We start from the raw sequence: 17,637 nt of genomic DNA on the forward strand, positions 1-17,637 counted from the left end.
AACTTCGTCGGGAACCCCTCACTCGACCGCCCTGGCCTCCAGCAGCAGCGCCTGCTCCGGATGCAGGGCGGGCAGCTGAAGCCCCACGGAACCCAGCACCGACCCGCTCAGCGTCACCCCGTCGTCGGAGGCGAGCCACCCCGGCGGGCTGAGCTGCAACAGCGCCGGTTCCGGCACCCCGCCCGGCGGGCGGACCAGATAGCGGCGGGACGGGTCCAGGCCCGGCAGGCGCACCATCCCCGGCACCTGCGCCACGGAGGTGGTGAGCCGGGAGACCGCGTACACCGCGTGGGAGCGGTCGTGGGCGACCACGCCGTGCGCCTGGACGGCCGGGTCGGGGTGGTCGACCCGGACCACCCGGCCGCCGTGCAGCAGCGGGCGGAGCCGCTTGTGCAGCGCCACCCAGGCGGCGAGTTCCGCCCGCTCGGTCGCGGTGATCCCGCTGATGTCCCACTCGATGCCGTGGTGGCCGAAGAGCGCGGTGACCGCCCGGAAGCCCAGCTCGTGCACCCGGTGGGTGGTGTGCGAACGCTGCGGTCCGATGTGGGTGCCGATCAGCTCGGGCGGGAGCAGCAGGCCGGTCCAGCGCTGGATGGCCAGCCGTTCCAGGGCGTCGTTGCAGTCGCTGGCCCACACCCGGTCGGTGCGGCGCAGGATCTCCAGGTCGACCCGGGCGCCGCCGGAGGAGCAGCTCTCGATCTCCACGCCCGGGTGCCGGGCGCGCAGCTCGTCCAGCAGCCGGTAGACCGCCAGGGTCTGCGCGTGCACCCCGGGCCGGCCGGCGTGCCCGGCCTCGGTGAGGTCCCGGTTGTGGTCCCACTTCAGGTAGGCGATCCCATCGTGCTCGCGGAGCACCGCGTCCAACCGGGACAGCAGGTGGGCGTACGCGTCGGGGTGGGCCAGGTCGAGCACCTGCTGGTGGCGCCACTCCGGCGGCAGCCGCCCGGGCACCTGGAGCAGCCAGTCCGGGTGGGCGCGGAACAGGTCGGAGTCGGGGTTGACCATCTCCGGCTCGACCCAGAGCCCGAACTGCATCCCGTGCTTGCGGACGTGGTCGATGAGCGGTTGCAGGCCGTCCGGCCAGACGTCGTCGTCGACCCACCAGTCGCCCAGGCCGGCCCGGTCGTGCCGGCGGCCCCGGAACCAGCCGTCGTCGAGGACGAAGCGTTCCACGCCCACCTCGGCGGCCCGGTCGGCGAGGTCCTTGAGGCGGTCCAGGTCGTGGTCGAAGTAGACCGCCTCCCAGACGTTGAGGGTGACCGGCCGGGGGGAGTGCGGGTGCTCGGGACGGGCGCGCAGGTGGGCGTGCAGCACGTCGCTGAGCCCGTCCAGCCCGGTGGTCGAGTGGACGGCGTAGAGCAGGGGAGTGGCGTACTCCTCGCCGGCGGCGAGCACGATCTCGCCGGGGGCGAGCAGTTCCCCACCGCCCAGCGTGGATTCGCCGGTGGGGCGGCGTTCGGCGACGGTGACGTGGTCGCCGCTCCACGCGGTGTGCACCGCCCACATCTCGCCGTGGCCGAAGCCGAAGCCGGCCGTGCCGGCGACCAGCAGCAGCGTCGCGTCGTGCCCGGTCCGCCCGTGCCGGCCCTCCCGTACCCAGGCGCCCATCGGCCACGGGTGCCGCTGCGGCGCGCGTTCCCGGCACCAGCGGCCGGTCAGGTCGAGCAGTTCGGTGGCGACCGCCGGCACCGGCAGCACCGGGGTCAGCTCGCGCACCTCGTAGGGGGCGTCGCCGTCGTTGCGCAGCCGGTGCCGGACCGTCAGCAGGCCGTGCGGGTCCAGGCTGATCTCGATGGTCAGCGACAGCGTCGCACCCGGGTCCGAGGCCCGCACGGTCACCCGCGCGGCGCCGGGCCCGTCGTGCGCACCGCCCTTCCCCGGTACGCCCACCGCGCCGCCGCCCCGCGCCACGCGGCTCGGGTCCGGGCCGGGGTCGGCCACGTCGAGCCGGTCGAGGCGGTCGAGGCGGAAGGCCGTCGACCAGTCCCGGCCGTTCCGGTGGCCGGCGAGACCCGGTCGCCCGCTCCAGCCGGCGCTCGCCTCGGGCAGCAGGGACAGCACGGTGGGCGCGTCGAAGCTGCTCGGTACGACCGGTGGGATGGTGGCGTCGACCAGCGCCGCCAGGTCGTCGTCGTGGAGCGGGCCCAGGTCGGCGCCCCAGTGCACGACCCGGGGCAGGCCGGGGCCGCGCGCGTCGAGCACCAGGCTGGTCCGCGCGCGGCGCAGGTGGACGATGGTCATCCCTTGCTGGCTCCCAGAGTGAGGCCCCGGACGAACTGCTTCTGCAACAGGAAGAAGATCACCAGGGTGGGGACGGCGACCAGCACCGAGCCGGCCGAGACGAGGTTGTTGTCGGTGAAGAACTCGCCGCGCAGGTTGTTCAGCGAGCTGGTCACCGGGAACTTGTCCCCGCTACGCATCAGCACGGTGGCCCAGAAGAACTCGTTGTAGATCCAGGTCACCTCCAGGGTGGCGAGCGCGGCCAGGGCCGGCCGGCACAGCGGCATCGTGACCTGCCAGTACTGCCGCCAGACGCTCGCCCCGTCGACCATCGCCGCCTCGTACAGCTCGTGCGGCAGGGCCTTCATGTAGTTGCTCAGCACGAAGACGCAGAAGCCGCACTGGAACGCGACGTTGACCAGGATCAGCCCCCAGTAGCTGTCGTACAGCAGTTCCGAGTCGCTCATGAACTCCGGCAGCGGCACCTCGGTGAAGAGCCGGAACAGCGGGATCAGCAGGGCCTGCTGCGGCAGCAGGTTCGCCGCGGTGAAGAGGCCGAGCAGGACGATGTTGATCTTCCAGCTGAACCGGGCGATCACGAACGCCACGCAGGAGGCCAGGAAGAGGGTCAGCAGCACGGCCGGGACGGTGATGTAGACCGAGTTGAGGAAGTGCTTGCCGAACTCGGCGGTCTGCCAGGCGGTCACGTAGTTGTCGAGGGTCCAGCCGCCGAACGAGACGTACCCGTGGCTGGCGGTGTACTGGTACGAGCGCAGCGAGGTCAGCACCGCCCAGAGGATCGGGAAGAGCCAGCCGACAGCGACCGCGGCCAGGAAGAGGTGCAGGACCACCCGGGCGGGCCGCAGCGGCCGGCGGCGGGGCGCCGAGGCGGTGGCCGCGGACTCACGGGTCAGGGTCGCGGTGCTCATCGCCGGTCCTCCCTCATCACGGTGGCCAGGTAGAGGGTGATGAAGACCAGGGAGACCACCAGCATGATGGTCGCCAGCGCGGAGCCGAAGCCGATCCGGCTGGCCTCGCCCACCACATTGGAGGTGACCAGCGCGGAGATCAGCTCGAGCCCGTTGCGACCCTTGTTGATGACCCAGACCAGGTCGAACGCGCGCAGCGACTCGATCACCGTCACCACCAGCACGATGATGTTGATCGGCCGCATCACCGGGAAGACCACCCGGAAGAAGGTGCTCGCCTCCGAGGAGCCGTCCACCGCTGCGGCCTCCCGCAGCGACGGGTCGACGCCCTTCAGGCCGGCCAGGTAGAGAAGCATGATGTAGCCGACGTGCCGCCAGCCGGCGGCGACGAGCACCGCCCAGATGTTGACGTTCGAATCGCCGTACCAGTCGGTGCTCGTGCCCAGGACGGCGTTGAGCAGACCCTGGTCACGGCTGTAGATGAGCTGCCAGACGAACCCGATCAGGGCCAGCGAGAGCACCACCGGCAGGTAGAGCGCGGTCTGGTAGAACCGGCTCCCGCGCAGCTCCTTGTCCAGCAGCACGGCGAGGAACATGCCGAACGGCGTCGCCACCACGAAGAGCGCGGCCAGCCAGAGCAGGTTGTTCTGCACCGCGGGCACGAACGGCGGGTAGATGTTCACCACGTCGTCGTAGTTCTTCAGCCCGACCCAGTCGATCTCGCTCACCGGCCCGATGCCGTCCCAGTTAGTGCCGGAGAGCAGCACGGTGGCCAGGGCCGGCAGCCAGACCAGAGCGATGACGAGCAGCAGGGGTACGAGCACCATCAGCGTGATCACCACGCGGTCGGTGCGGGACAGGAGCCGTAGCCGGCGGCCACGACCACCCGTGGAGGTGGTCGCGGCCGGCGGCGGCACGGCGCGATCCGCTTGGATCAGGGGCAGGTCGGACACGATGTCCTCCCCTCTCGCCGTCAGCTGGTGAAGATCGACTTCTTCTGGTTCTCGACGCTGGTCAGCAGTCCGCCGATGTCCTTCGGGTTCTTGATGAACTGCTGCAACGCCGGGATGATCACGGTCGAGGCGAAGTCCGGCCGCGTGTCCCGGTCGAGGAACTGCGCGATCTCGGTGGCCGAGCCGACCAGTTCCGCGGCCTTCTTCTTCAGTGCGGTGTAGCCGCTGGTGTCCGCGCCGGTGTTGGCCACCAGGGTGCCGGGGTCGTTCTTCACGGTGATGTTCGCGGCGTCGACGCCGCCGATGTACTCGAGCAGCTTCTTGGCGTTCGCCTCGGACTTCGGCTTGCGGGCCATCATGTAGCCGTCGATCGGCGCGTCCAGGGCCTTGGCCCCGATGGTCGAGTCGACCTCGGGGAAGGTGAAGAAGTCGATGTCGTCCTGCTCGTCGTTGTTGAACTGCTGGGCGACGAAGAGACCGAGCAGGTACATGCCGCTCTTCTTCTGCTGCAACGACTGGGCGGCCTCCTGCCAGGTCCGGCCCAGGGCGTCCGGCTGGTGCAGCGGCAGCAGCCCGGCCCAGGTGTCGAAGACCTTCTTCACCTTGTCGGAGGTCCACGCCTCCTTGCCGGCCATCAGGTCGACGTGGAACTGGTAGCCGTTGATCCGCAGGTTGAGGATGTCGAAGGTGCCCATCGCCGGCCAGCCGTCCTTGTCGGCGAAGGCGATCGGGTTGAGGCCGTCCTTCTTCATCTGCGCGCCGAGCGTGTTCAGGTCGTCGAGGGTCTTCGGCACCTGGTAGCCGTGCTGCTGCCAGACGGACTTGCGGTAGAAGACCGCCCACGGGTAGTACGACATGGGCACGAAGTACTGCTTGCCGTCGTCACCGGTCGAGGCCTTCTTGAAGGCGTCGGAGTAGCCGGAGAGCTTGCCCCAGACGTCGCTGACGTCGCCGGCCAGGCCCTTGGCGGCGAAGAACCGCATCCGGTAGCCGGCGAACCAGGTGAACACGTCGTCCGGCTTGCCCTGCAGGTAGTTGTTGATGTTCTCCTGGAACGTGTTGTGGTCGACGGTGTTGACCGCGACCTGGATCCCGGACGAGCTCTGGAAGCCCGCCGTCACCTTGGCGAGTACGTCCTTCGGCGTCGGGTCCGAAGCGTTCGAGCCGAGCGAGACCGTCTTCGAGCCCGCGCCGGAGTCGGAGTCGGAGCCGCCGCAGCCGGCGAGCAGTCCCGTGCCAAGCAGCGCGCCGGTGCCGGCCGCGCCGGCCAGCAGCGAGCGGCGGTTCAGGCCGGCGACGGACGGGGGTACGAGTCGGGCGAGGTACTCGGCTTGCGATCTGGGACGGGACATTGTGCCTCCTGCGTGGAAGAGGTGCGCTGCGCCCAAGGGCCGTGAGTGGTGGCGGGGATCGGTGTTCGCGCGGGCCAGGATAGATCCACCGTGAATCCACATGTCCGAACACAAACAGCCGGTGGCTCGTCAAGCTACCCCTCCGTGCGGCGCTGTCAAGAGGGTCGACGGGCACTGATAACCCAGTCGTGACACGGCCGGGACAAGGTAAACGTTGGAAAATCCGTCGATGTTGGAAAGTGTTGACTTGGGTGTCGTCGAGGTGCACGCTCTGCTCTCATGCGGAGCTGGCACGGCGACGGAATCTGGTACGGCGCGGACTACAACCCGGAGCAGTGGCCCGAGCAGACCTGGCTCGAGGACGTCGCGCTGATGCGCCGGGCCGGGGTCAACCTGGTCTCGGTCGGCATCTTCTCCTGGGCCTTGCTGGAGCCCGCCCCCGGCGAGTTCGACTTCGGCTGGCTGGACCGGGCCCTCGACGTGCTGCACGACGGGGGGATCCGGGTGGACCTGGCCACCGCCACCGCCAGCCCGCCGCCGTGGCTGGCCCACCGGCACCCGGAGACGCTGCCCCGCCGGGCCGACGGGGCGATTCTCTGGCCGGGCGGCCGGCAGGCCTACTGCCCCAGCTCGCCGGTCTTCCGCGAGCGGTCGCTCGCCCTGGTCGAGGCGGTGGCCGGCCGGTACGCCGCGCACCCGGCGGTGGTGATGTGGCACGTCTCCAACGAGCTGGGCTGCCACAACGTGCACTGCTACTGCGACGTCAGCGCCGAGGCGTTCCGCCGCTGGCTGCGCGACCGCTACGGCGACCTGGCCTCGCTCAACGCCGCCTGGGGCACCGCCTTCTGGAGCCAGCGCTACCACGACTGGGCCGAGATCAACCCGCCGCGCACCGCGCCCACCTTCGCCAACCCCACCCAGCAGCTGGACTTCCTGCGCTTCTCCTCCGACGAGCAGCGGGCCCAGCTCCGCGCCGAGCGGGAGCTGCTCACCCGGCTGGCCCCGCAGCCGGTCACCACCAACTTCATGATCGGCACCGGCGTCAAGTACCTGGACTACCACTCCTGGGCCGCCGACGTGGACGTGGTCGCCAACGACCACTACCTCGTCGCCGCCGACCCGCAGCCGCAGGTCAACCTCGCGCTCGCCGCCGACCACACCCGCGGCGTCGCCGGCGGTGACCCGTGGCTGCTGATGGAGCACTCCACCAGCGCGGTCAACTGGCAGCCGCGCAACGTGGCGAAGACCCCCGGTCAGTTGCGCCGCAACAGCCTCGCGCACGTGGCGCGCGGCGCCGACGGGGTGCTCTTCTTCCAGTGGCGGGCCTCCCGCGCCGGCGCCGAGAAGTTCCACTCGGCGCTGGTGCCGCACGCCGGCCCGGAGACCAAGGTGTTCCGCGAGGTCTGCCGGCTCGGCGCCGACCTGAAGGCGCTCGCCGAGGTACGCGGCAGCCGGGTCGACGCCGACGTGGCGATCCTGTTCGACTACGAGGCCTGGTGGGGCGCGGAACTCGACTCGCATCCGAGCGTCGACGTCACCTATGTAGACCGGCTCGCCGCCCTGCACGGCGCGCTCTGGCGGGCCGGGGTCACCGCCGACGTGGTGCACCCGTCGGCCGACCTGTCCCGCTACCGGCTGGTCCTGGCGCCCACCCTGTACCTGGTCCGCGATGCCGACGCCGAGGCGCTGCGCCGGTACGTCGAGGCCGGCGGGACCGCGCTGGTCACCTACTTCAGTGGCATCGTCGACGAGCACGACCACATCCGGCTCGGCGGCTACCCCGGCGCGTTCCGGGAACTGCTCGGCCTCCGCACCGAGGAGTTCTTCCCGCTGCGCGAGGGCGAGCAGGTGACCCTCGACGACGGCGCCACCGCCGACGTGTGGACCGAGTGGCTGCACCCGGAGGGGGCGGAGGTGCTCGCCTCGTACACCGACGGGCCGCTGCCCGGCGTGGCCGCGCTGACCCGGCACACCGTCGGCGCCGGCGCCGCCTGGTACGTCGGCACCCGGCTCGACGAGGCGGACACCGACCGTCTCGTGGCCCGGCTGCTCACCGAGTCCGGCGCCCGCCCGCCGGTGGCCGCGCCCCCCGGCGTCGAGGTGGTCCGCCGCCGCGACGCCGACCGGAGCTGGCTGTTCGTCATCAACCACACCGACGCCGACGCCCGGCTGGCGGTCACCGGCGCCGAACTGCTCGGTGGCGGCCGGTGCGACGGCGAGCTGGTCGTCTCGGCCGGCGATGTGGCGGTGGTCCGCGAGGTGTCGGAGCGCGCCGCCGAGCAGCAGGCGCCGAGCGGGGCGCAGCCCGGCGATCCGGTGTTGGGCCGGACGGTCGAGGCTGCCTGACCCCGCATGCCGTACCCGCGCCCGAAGGAGGAGTGATGAGTTGTCGACTTCCTTTACACACCTATTTTGCTCGTTTGTTGTGGTTGGCATCCATCGGGTCGATGGATTTCGCGGGGTCGGGAAGAACTGGCCGGGGACGCCGAGCGGGTGGGCTCGGTGAGCATGATGCGTCGGTGGGAGGCGGAGGGCCGGATCAAGCCTCGCTTTCTGCCGTCGGGGCAGCGGTATTTGGACGATTCCGACACGGGCAGGGTGCTGCAAGCCGGGTTTCGATGTCGGGCGGCGGAAGGTGGTGCCCCGGTCTTGTCACCCGGCCAGTAACCCCGCCCGGCCTCGCAGGTCGCGCTTATATCGCAGTTTGTCTGGCTCGCGGCCTCGCCCCGGACGGGTGGGCCGCGGCGAGGTTGGCGGTGGGACCAACTTGCGCGGCGAGAGGTTTCTGACGTTGATGGACGCGTGCGCTCGGGAGGAGGTCGCGATACTCGTGGTGGGCACAGGGATCGGCTGGTCCGGTTCGGCTTCGATTTCCTGCGGGCCCGTGGCGGTGCGCGGCGGCTGTGAGATCGTCGTCGCCAAGGAGGAACTCGACGGGGCGGACCTGACCGTGGAGGGTGACCGGTGAAGATCACCCGGATTGCTTACTCGACAGGCCTGAACCCGGGTAAGTACGCGGCTTTGCTGGAGCAGGCTCGCCGTTTGGGTCAGGTTCGCGGCGAGGTGTGGCAGCGGTACGGCTCGATCGCGGGTGTCGGGTCCGGGTTGAGGGACCGGCAGGTGCGGGACCGGTGGTTGGCCGACGGCACGCACGTCCGTTTCGGCGTGCTGGCGAATGCGTGGAAGGAAACCGTCCGCGATGCGACGGCGGACATCGCGGCGAACCTGGCGTCGGCCAAGGTCGAGGTGCGCCGGGCGATCTCCCGGCGCGCCGGGGATCCGGCCGAGCGCAGGCGGCTGCTGACCGCGCTGAAGGCCGACCGGTGGGCCGGCGACCCCTTCCTAGCTCGACAGATGCGCAAGCACTGGAAGCGTGGCCAGAACCGCACGCACGATCAGATCGTTGTGCGCGCCGATCAGCACAACACCGCCACCGACGGGCGCGGCCAGTTGTGGCTGGCGGTTCCGGGTCTCCAACGCCGCCAGATGGTCAGAATCCCGCTGTCCACGACCGTCGCCCCGATGGGCACGCTGCGGCTGATCCTGCGCGGTGGCCGGGTCGAGGTGCACTACCAGACCGACGCATCGCAGATGCGGTCGTCGCAGCGGCCGTGCGGCGACCGGACGATCGGCGTCGACAAGGGCTACACCGAAGCCCTGACCGACTCCGACAGCGAGCGCCACGGTGTTCGGCTCGGCGAACTGCTGACCAGCGAGTCGGACCGGTTGAAGCAACGCAACCGGCGCCGGGCGAAGCTGCGCTCGATTGCGAATAGCGCCGCCGGTCGTGGTGACCACGCGAAAGCGCGCCGGATCACGGCCAACAATCTCGGCACGGTCAAGCGGGACCGGCAAGCCGCCCGGCACCGCGCGCGGGTGCGCACGGAGATCTTCACCGCCGTGCACCGGGTCGTCGACAAGGCCGCCACCGTGGTCGCCGAGGACCTCACCAAGACCTTCGCCGGGCGCACCACGCTCGGCAACAACATCAACCGGCGCCTCGCCGCGTGGACCAAAGGAGTCACCGCCGAGGCGCTGACCAACGTGTCGGAGCGCAGAGGTTCTGCGCTCGTGCACGTCAACGCCGCCTACACCTCACAAGCCTGTCACCGCTGCGGCGGCCTCGGCCGACGCAGCGGGGACCGGCTTCACTGCACTGCGTGCGGGGTGGTGTGGCAGGCCGACGTGAACGCCGCGATCAACATCCTGCAGCGAGCCGGCGACCCCGACATCGCCCTGCACACCCCGCACCATGTGGTGAGGCAGATCCTGCAGGACAGGACCGATCGCCGCCGGACCAGACTGCCGGTCCAGGACTCCAGCCCGGCCACCGCCGAGCGGAGAGCGAATCATCCGAACCGCTCAGCAATGAGCAACTAGTAGGAAGCAGGTCCGATGCTCGCCCAGCAACGGCAGAGCGCCATCCTGGAGCTGATCCGCCAGCGCGGCGGCGTCCGGGTCAGCCACCTGGTCAGCCGCTTCGGGGTGTCCGACATGACGATCCGGCGGGACCTGGAGGTGCTCGCCGAGCGGGGGCTGGTCGACAAGGTCCACGGCGGGGCGACCCTGGCCGGTCCGGGTTCCGCCGAGGAACCCGGCTTCGCCGCGAAGTCGATCCGCCAGCAGGCCGAGAAGCAGGCCATTGCCGACCGGGCCGCTGCCATGGTCGAGCCGGGCATGGCGATCGCGCTGTCCGCCGGCACCACCACCGCCGCCCTCGCCGCGAAGCTGGCCGACGTCCGCGGGCTGACCGTGGTGACCAACTCGATCCCGGTCGCCGACGCGCTCTACCAGAACCCGCGCGCCGACCAGACCGTGGTGCTGACCGGCGGCATCCGTACCCCGTCGGACGCGCTGACCGGGCCGGTGGCCGAGGCGGCGATCGCCGCCCTCAACGTCGACCTGCTCTTCCTCGGCGTGCACGGGATGAGCCCACGAACGGGATTCACCACCCCAAACCTGCTGGAGGCGGCGGTCAACCGCCGGCTGATCAGCTCCGCCCGCCGGCTGGTGGTGCTCGCCGACCACACCAAGTGGGAGACCATCGGCATCGCCACCATCGCCCCGCTGGAGGACGCCGACGTGTTGGTCACCGATGCGAAGCTGCCCCCGGAGGGGCGCCGCCAGATCGGCGAGCAGGTCGGCGAGCTGATCGTCGTCGACGCCGCCTGACCGCGTTCACAGGCACTTCACAGGGGCTCGCGTTAGGGTGCCCTGAGCAATGGCTCCGACGTTCCACGGTGGAACGCCGTTCCGCGGGAGTGACCGATGGTCTTCAAGAAGATGTTGAGCGCGTTCGGCGTGGGCGGCCCCAGCGTCGACACCGTGCTGACCAACCCGAACACCCGACCCGGGCTCACCCTCGACGGGCACGTCAACCTCGTCGGCGGGGACGCGCCGGCCAGCATCGAGCAGATCACCGTCGGCCTGGTCACCCGGGTCGAGATCGAGGGCGGCGACTCCGAGTACGCCGGCATCATGGAGTTCCACCGGATGGCGGTGAGCGGGCCGCTGGAGCTGGCCCCGAAGCAGCAGCTCGCCATCCCGTTCCAGCTGCCGGTGCCGTGGGAGACTCCGGTCACCGACGTGTACGGCCAGCGCCTGCACGGCATGACGATGGGGCTGCGTACCGAGCTGGCGGTGGCTCGCGCGGTGGACAAGAGCGATCTGGACCATGTGGCGGTGCACCCGCTGCCGATCCATGAGCGGATCCTCGACGCCTTCCAGGCGCTCGGTTTCCGCTTCAAGCACGCCGACCTGGAACGCGGCCACATCCGCGGTGTGCAGCAGACGCTGCCGTTCTACCAGGAGATCGAGTTCTTCGCCGCGCCGCAGTACGCCCGGACCGTCACCGAGGTCGAGCTGACCTTCGTGACCAGCCAGCGGGGCGTCGAGGTGATTCTGGAGTGCGACAAGCGCGGCGGCTTCCTCAGCGCCGGCCACGACGTGGTCGGCCGGTACGCCGTCCCGCACACCGACGCCGACCGGACCGACTGGGTCCAGGTGGTCGACGGCTGGCTGCGCGAGACCACCTCCCGGTACGGCAACCTGCGCGCCCAGGGCTTCGGCGCGTCCCACGGCCACGGCCGGGGTCACGGGATGGGCGGGCTGGTCGCGGGCACCGCGCTCGGCGTGGCCGGCGGCCTGGTCGCCGGTGAGCTGATCGGGGACGCCTTCGAGGGCGACTTCGGTGACTTCGGCGGGGACTTCGAGTAGGACGACCGACGACGGTGGCCCCGGGAGGTTTCCCGGGGCCACCGTCGTACTCAGGTGTTGATCTCGTCGGTCAGTGTCGGGCCTTGCGCTCCTCGCCGCTGCGGAAGTTGCTGCCGGCCTTGGCCAGACCGCGGCTACCCAGGTAGCCGATGGTCAGCAGGGTGATGAAGAACCACGCCTGCGGGGCACGGAAGATGTCCACCCCGACCGAGTTCTTGCCGACCAGATAGGACGCCACCAGCACAGCCGCGACGGACGCCAGGTAGACCCAGAATTCGGTCGTCGCGAACGACGGCTTGGTCTCGGTGCCCGGTGCCCCCATCGGCTGCCGGTGTCCGTCCTGCGCCATCGGCATCGGACGTGTCGGCGCCTCCTGCATGGCGCCGCGGTTCTGCGCTTCCTGCACCGGCCGGTTCATCGGCCTGGTGGATGCAGCCTGCGTGCTCATCTGGTCCTCCTCAGGATGCGATGAGTCGTTCCCTGCACTCCCTCGCCCCGCTACCGCGTTTCGGCCACGGCACGGTTCGCGTTCATGGCGCGGGCACCGCCCGTCTACCCGTCGCCCCGGCGAGGTAACACCGACCGGTGGTCGAATGCCGCCCCGCCGGGGCCGTCCGCTCAGCGCAGGCCGTTGCGGATGGCGACGGAGATCAGCAGTTCCGGGTCGTCGGTGATGATCCCGTCCACGCCGAGGTCGATGACCCGCTGCATCACCGCCGCGTCGTCGACGGTGTACGGCACCACGGTCAGCCCGTACCGACCCTGGAGGGCGCGGACGTCCGGTCCGTGGAAGTATGCCGGGTTCTGCCGCAGGTACCAGTCGGCCGACGGCACCGTGCCCTGCGCCGGGTCGTGCACCTGCCAGTTCGCCGACACCGTGGTCGCGCCCGACCGCCGGACCAGCTCGCCCAGGTCCTGGTGCTGCCACCAGTCCAGGCCCGCGGTCCACGGGCTCCTGACCGACGAGTCGTCGTAGACCGCGCGCAGCGAGCACTCGTCGGCGAGGCCGGCGCACTCGGCCGCGCCGTACTGCCAGACCAGGGCGACCGTGTCGATGCGCGGGTTCAGCCGGTGGGCGTACCGGATGGTGCGCCAGTCGAAGGACTGGATGGTGGCGCGCCGGGTGAAGCCCGCCGCCTCGATCGCGTCGACCAGCTTGCGGGTGAAGCTCGGGTACGGCTCGGTGTCCGCCACCAACGGGCTGAGCTTCGTCTCGATGTTCATCCGCACGTCGTCCCGCCCGCTCGCCCGCACCAGCGCGAAGACCTCGTCGAGGGTGGGGATCCGGGCGCCCGGCACGGCCACCTGGGCGGGGAACTCGGCCAGCGTCTTCGACCCGCAGTCGATCGTCTTGATCTGGGAAAGGGTCAGCTCGTGCACCAGCTTGCCCACGTACGGGTACTTCGGGTCACCGGCTCGCGCCGGGGCGGTGTCGACGCAGTGCGAGCCGTTGATCGTCCGGTCGTGCAGCACCACCAGGTGCCCGTCGGCGGTCACCCCGGTGTCGAGTTCCAGCGTCGAGATGGCCCGGTTCTCCAGCGCGTGCGCGAACGCGGGCAGGGTGTTCTCCGGTCGGGTGGACCGGCCGCCGCGGTGGGCCTGGATGTCGAACGGCGACGCGTACGCCTTCGGCAGTCGGTAGCCGCGCGCGGCGAGCAGGTCGCGCAGCCGGTCGGGGTAGTCGGTGATGAGGCCGTCCACGCCGTCGTCGATCAGCTTCGCCATGGTCGGCACGTCGTCCACCGTCCACGGGATCACCTTGATCCCGTTGCGGTGCGCGTGCGCCACCATCTCCTTCGTCACGTACGGGCGGTAGCCGGGGTCGGTCACCCTGCCGTCCTGCGGGAAGCCGTGCACCGGGGAGAACGCGGACGCGCCGAAGCTGCGGATCGCCGCGATCGGGTCCCCGCCGAAGTCGTCGATGTCCAGCCCGCCGAGCCACGGCGAGGCGCCGGGCTCACCCACCTGGAGGAAGTCGTAGTTGGTCAGGGCCACCAGGGGCAGCCGGGGCTCGACCTGGCGCATCCGGATCAGCGCGCCCCAGTCGAAGCTCTGGATGGTGACCTGCTTGAGCAGCCCGGAGTTGCGGATCTCCCGGGCGGTGACCTGCACGAACTGCTCGCGCGGCGCGGTCTCGGTCGGCGCGCCGGCCTCCACCTTGGTCTCCACGTTGAGCTTCACGTCATCCGCGTGGTAGCGCTTGACCAGCGCGAGGACCTCGCTCAGCAGCGGCATCCGGGCACCGGGCACGGCGAGCTGGCCGGGCTTGTCGGGCAGGGTCTTCGATCCGCAGTCCAGAGTGCGCAGCTGGGCCAGAGTGAGCGTGTTGACGTACTTGCCGACGTACGGGAACTCCGGGTCGCCCGGGGTCACCGGTGCGGTGTCGGCGCACTTGGCGCCGGTGATCTTCCGGTCGTGGGTGACCACGGCCTGCCCGTCGGAGGTGATCTGTACGTCCAGTTCGAGGGTGCTCACCCCGAGCTGGAGGGCGTTGCCGAACGAGGCGAGGGTGTTCTCCACCCGCAGCCCGAGGCCACCGCGGTGGGCCTGCAGGTCGAAGGTCCGGTCCGGCCGCGGGCTTGCCTCGGCGGGGGCCGGGAGGCCGGTGGTCACGGTCGCCGCCACCAGGGCGGCGATGGCGGTACGGCGTACGACTCGCACGCTGTCTTCCCTTCGGGGGCGGGCGGTTCCCGCCAACCCGCCGGTCAGCATGGGCAGCCGGGACGGCGGGCGGGCGAGCGGCGGGAGTCGTCCCGGTGAACCCCGGGGGACGACCCGCGTCCGGGGTTTGTCCGGCCGGTCGACGGGCACGCAGAACGATCCGAGACAGCTGCGAGGTGGTTGACGTGCGTGAGGACGACATGCGGCAGGAAGCCGCCCGCCGGGCCGAGGAACGGGTCGCCGGGGGCGTGTACGGCGAGGGCGCGCTCGACGAGGTCACCGTGCCGCAGACCGACGTGCTGCGGGTCATCCAGGACGAGGACCCCGACGACCCGGCGCACGCCCCGGTCGACCCCACCGTGCTGCGGGACGGCGGCCCGACCCGGGGGCAGGGCGCGATCACCACGACCGGTGGCACGGCCGGCCCGGCCAGCGCCCGACGGCTGGCGCGGCAGCCGGAGCGGCACCCGGGCAAGGTCGCCCCGACCACGACCGGGGGTGCCGGGACCGGCGGGATGAGCACCCCTTCCGGCGGCTCCACCAGTGACGAATCGAGCACCGCCGCCCAGGTCGGCAACTTCACCGACGAGGGAGCCAACCCGGGTTGACCGGAGCACGTTCCGACGTGCCGGTGGTGGCCTCCCGACCGCGGGAGGCCACCACCGGATGGATCGCGCACCGACCAGGCCACGGTGTCGGGACGGGGGCCGGTCAGGCGGCGCGGAGGATGCCCAGGCGCTGGGTGGCCCGGGTGAGCGCGACGTACAGGTCGCTGTGCCCGCGCGGCGACTCGGCCACGATCCGCTCCGGGTCCACCACCAGCACCGAGTCGAACTCCAGCCCCTTGGCCTGCCCGACGGTCAGCACCACCACCCGGTTCTCCAGCTCCGGCTGCTCGCCGACCGCGGCCTCGGGCAGGGCGGCGGTGACGGCGGCGCCCAGCTCGTCGACCCGACCGCTCGGCACGATCACGCCGAGCCGCCCGTCGTCCAGCCCGGCCGCCTCCCGCGCGGTCACCTCGACCAGTTCGGCGGCGAGCCGGTCCGCGTGGACCGTACGGTCCCACGGCGGGATGCCGCTGGCGCGGACCGAGCGGGGTGGGCGCAGCGCCGGGTCGATCTCGGCGAGCACGTCGGCGGCGACCGCCATGATCTCGGCGGGCGTGCGATAGCTGACGGTCAGCTCCTCCAGCCGCCACCGCCGCGCCACGTACGGTTCGAGCGCCTCCCGCCAGGACGGGGTGCCGGACAGGGCGCCGGTCTGGGCCACGTCCCCGACGATCGTCATCGATCGGCTCGGGCAGCGGCGCATCAGCAGCCGCCAGGCCATCGGGGACAGCTCCTGTGCCTCGTCGACGATGACGTGCCCGAACGCCCAGCTCCGGTCGGCGGCGGCCCGCTGCGCGGTGGTCAGCCGTTCGGACTCCTCCTGCCGTTCCAGCAGCCGGTCGGCGTCGATCAGGTCGGTGACGCCGAGGATCTCGCCGCCGTCCGCCTCGTCCTCGACGTCGATGGAGCGGGAGCCGCGGGCGATCTCGAGAACGCCCTCGGCGTACTCCCGTTCCAGGGAGCGGATCCGCTCCCGGCGGGCCGCCGCGGCGCGCTCGTCCTCGCCCAGCAGCTCGGCCGCCTCGTCGAGCAGCGGCACGTCGGCCGGGGTCCAGCCGCCCGGCTCCCGGTGCAGCGACGCCCGCTCCGCCTCGGTGAGCATCGGCGCGGCGGCGGCGATCCGCTCGGGCGCGGCGTACAGGTCGGCGAGCAGCCGCTGCGGAGTGAGCACCGGCCAGAGCTCGTCCAACGCGGCCCGTACCTCCGGTTCCTCGCGCAGCTCGCGGCGGATCTCGGCCAGGTCGGCCTCGGACAGCAGGTTCTCCCCGCCCAGCGGGTCGGCGCCGATCCGCTCGGCGACCTGGGCGGCGAGCGCGTGCACGATCTCGACGTCGAAGAGCGCCCGGGCCAGGTTGTGCGGGCGGCCGGCGCGGCGGGCCCGCTCCCGTGCCGCGCGGACCGTCCCGGGGTCGAGGGTGAGGATCTCCCGCTGCGGCAGTTCGATCTCCAGCGGCTCGTCGGGCACCCACTGCCGGTCCCGGACGGCGGCGGCGAGCACCTCGGTCATCTCCACGCGGCCCTTGAGCGCCGCGGTCTCCGCCGGCTCGGTCCGCCGGGCGCTCACGCCGGGGAAGAGGTCGGCCTGGGTACGCAGCAGCACGCCCGTCTCGGCCAGCGCCGGGAGCACCTGGGAGATGTAGCGCAGGAAGGTGGCGTTCGGCCCGACCAGCAGCACGCCCCGGGTGGCGAGCGGCTGCCGGTGGGTGTAGAGCAGGTACGCCGCCCGGTGCAGCGCGACCGCCGTCTTGCCGGTGCCCGGGCCGCCCTGCACCACCAGGACCCCGGGCAGGTCGGCGCGGATGATCCGGTCCTGCTCGGCCTGGATGGTCTCCACGATGTCGCGCATCCGGCCGGTCCGGCCGGCGTTGAGCGCGGCGAGCAGCGACGCCTCGCCGGTCAGCTCCTCGTGGGCGGTGGGGGAGGCGGTGGCGAGGTCGAGCACCTCGTCGTTGAGCCCGGTCACCTTCCGCTGCCGGGTGCGCAGGTGCCGCCGCCGGCGTACGCCCTGCGGGTTCGCGGCGGTGGCCAGGTAGAAGGCCCGGGCCGCGGGGGCCCGCCAGTCCATCAGCAGCGGGTCGTAGTCGCCGCCGGTGTCGAAGATGCCGATCCGGCCGATGTAGCGGGCCGCGCCGTCGTCGCCGTCGAGGCGGCCGAAGCAGAGGCCGTTCTCCACCGCCGAGAACTGCTCGACCTGGTCGGCGTACATCTGGACCGCCGAGTCGCGCTGCGAGCGGGCCTGCAACGTGCCGCCGGTGGCGCGCAGTTCCTCGGCGAGCCGGCGGGCGGCCTGGTCCCGCATGCCGTCCAGCCGGCCGTAGAGCATCGAGACGTACTCCTGCTCCCGGCCGATCTCGTCGTCCTGGTGCAGCTCACCGGTGGAGTGCGTTGACAAGCCGGCTCCTCATGGGCTAAAATCGGCACAGGAATGGCGTCTCGCGCCATTCCTTTTTGTGTTTGAACTGAGAAAGATACCGCGCGGCAGGCCGCCGGACCAAGCCTGCCCGGCCGCCCGCGCCCGCGCCCACGTCACACCGCCGCGCCGTCGCGTGATGCCAGTCGACCAATCACCTAGCGACGGGGGACTTCGGTGCAGTTCTTCGGCACGTCATCGCCGGCGACCGGAAGTCCCCGCAGGTGAGGAAGCGATCGTTGAACCGGCCAAATGCGGTCCACGACGCGCGCAAGGGAACCTGACTCG

Annotated in this window: 13 protein-coding genes; 6 read left to right on the plus strand and 7 right to left on the minus strand. The window is 71.4% G+C overall.

Annotated features, from left to right (window positions below):
* Positions 1–18: 18 nt before the first annotated feature.
* Genes ACFOYX_RS08660 through ACFOYX_RS08675 form a run of 4 tightly spaced genes read right to left on the minus strand, consistent with a single transcriptional unit; the run spans position 19 to position 5,454 of the window.
* The gene (locus tag ACFOYX_RS08660; protein WP_322442728.1) at positions 19–2,241 is read right to left on the minus strand and encodes an alpha-galactosidase; all 2,223 of its coding nucleotides are present in this window, start codon (positions 2,239–2,241) and stop codon (positions 19–21) included.
* Positions 2,238–3,149: a carbohydrate ABC transporter permease gene (locus tag ACFOYX_RS08665; RefSeq protein ID WP_322442727.1), complete on the minus strand. Its 912-nt coding sequence runs from the start codon at positions 3,147–3,149 to the stop codon at positions 2,238–2,240. The genes ACFOYX_RS08660 and ACFOYX_RS08665 overlap by 4 nt, the downstream gene beginning before the upstream one ends.
* The gene (locus ACFOYX_RS08670) at positions 3,146–4,102 is read right to left on the minus strand and encodes a carbohydrate ABC transporter permease (RefSeq protein WP_109801818.1); all 957 of its coding nucleotides are present in this window, start codon (positions 4,100–4,102) and stop codon (positions 3,146–3,148) included. Before ACFOYX_RS08670 ends, ACFOYX_RS08665 begins: the two co-directional genes overlap by 4 nt.
* A gap of 20 nt (positions 4,103–4,122) precedes the next feature.
* Positions 4,123–5,454, minus strand: coding sequence for an ABC transporter substrate-binding protein (locus tag ACFOYX_RS08675; RefSeq protein WP_322442726.1), 1,332 nt, complete (start codon positions 5,452–5,454; stop codon positions 4,123–4,125).
* 279 nt (positions 5,455–5,733) lie between these two features.
* Here ACFOYX_RS08675 and ACFOYX_RS08680 point away from each other — a divergent pair, with 279 nt between their 5' ends.
* From ACFOYX_RS08680 to ACFOYX_RS08700, 5 genes are all read left to right on the plus strand, one after another.
* Entirely contained in the window at positions 5,734–7,800 is a 2,067-nt protein-coding gene (locus tag ACFOYX_RS08680; protein WP_322442725.1) for a beta-galactosidase, read from the plus strand.
* Between the two features lie 421 nt (positions 7,801–8,221).
* The gene (locus tag ACFOYX_RS08685; RefSeq protein ID WP_322442724.1) at positions 8,222–8,422 is read left to right on the plus strand and encodes a hypothetical protein; all 201 of its coding nucleotides are present in this window, start codon (positions 8,222–8,224) and stop codon (positions 8,420–8,422) included.
* Positions 8,423–8,496: 74 nt separating this feature from the next.
* Complete coding sequence (locus tag ACFOYX_RS08690; protein WP_322442723.1) at positions 8,497–9,834, plus strand: transposase; 1,338 nt, start codon at positions 8,497–8,499, stop codon at positions 9,832–9,834.
* A gap of 15 nt (positions 9,835–9,849) precedes the next feature.
* Positions 9,850–10,626, plus strand: a complete 777-nt coding sequence (locus ACFOYX_RS08695) for a DeoR/GlpR family DNA-binding transcription regulator (protein WP_238453612.1) — start codon at positions 9,850–9,852, stop codon at positions 10,624–10,626.
* A 96-nt stretch (positions 10,627–10,722) separates the two neighbouring features.
* Positions 10,723–11,670 (plus strand): sporulation protein, encoded by a 948-nt coding sequence (locus ACFOYX_RS08700; protein ID WP_109801822.1) that lies wholly within the window; start codon positions 10,723–10,725, stop codon positions 11,668–11,670.
* A gap of 70 nt (positions 11,671–11,740) precedes the next feature.
* Here ACFOYX_RS08700 and ACFOYX_RS08705 read toward each other — a convergent pair whose 3' ends face one another.
* Both ACFOYX_RS08705 and ACFOYX_RS08710 read right to left on the minus strand, forming a co-directional pair.
* Positions 11,741–12,118 (minus strand): hypothetical protein, encoded by a 378-nt coding sequence (locus ACFOYX_RS08705; protein WP_109801823.1) that lies wholly within the window; start codon positions 12,116–12,118, stop codon positions 11,741–11,743.
* A 170-nt stretch (positions 12,119–12,288) separates the two neighbouring features.
* The gene (locus ACFOYX_RS08710; protein ID WP_322442722.1) at positions 12,289–14,331 is read right to left on the minus strand and encodes a glycerophosphodiester phosphodiesterase family protein; all 2,043 of its coding nucleotides are present in this window, start codon (positions 14,329–14,331) and stop codon (positions 12,289–12,291) included.
* 185 nt (positions 14,332–14,516) lie between these two features.
* Between ACFOYX_RS08710 and ACFOYX_RS08715 the strand changes: the two genes are divergently transcribed.
* Positions 14,517–14,939 carry a hypothetical protein gene (locus ACFOYX_RS08715; protein WP_109801831.1) on the plus strand — a complete coding sequence of 141 codons (423 nt, stop codon included), beginning with the start codon at positions 14,517–14,519 and terminating at the stop codon, positions 14,937–14,939.
* A 103-nt stretch (positions 14,940–15,042) separates the two neighbouring features.
* Here the strand turns inward: ACFOYX_RS08715 and ACFOYX_RS08720 are convergent, their stop codons facing one another.
* The gene (locus ACFOYX_RS08720; protein WP_322442739.1) at positions 15,043–17,262 is read right to left on the minus strand and encodes an AAA family ATPase; all 2,220 of its coding nucleotides are present in this window, start codon (positions 17,260–17,262) and stop codon (positions 15,043–15,045) included.
* Positions 17,263–17,637: the final 375 nt, after the last annotated feature.

This window comes from Micromonospora sp. GCM10011541, assembly GCF_042650725.1.
GTDB classification, from domain to species: Bacteria; Actinomycetota; Actinomycetes; order Mycobacteriales; family Micromonosporaceae; genus Micromonospora; species Micromonospora sicca.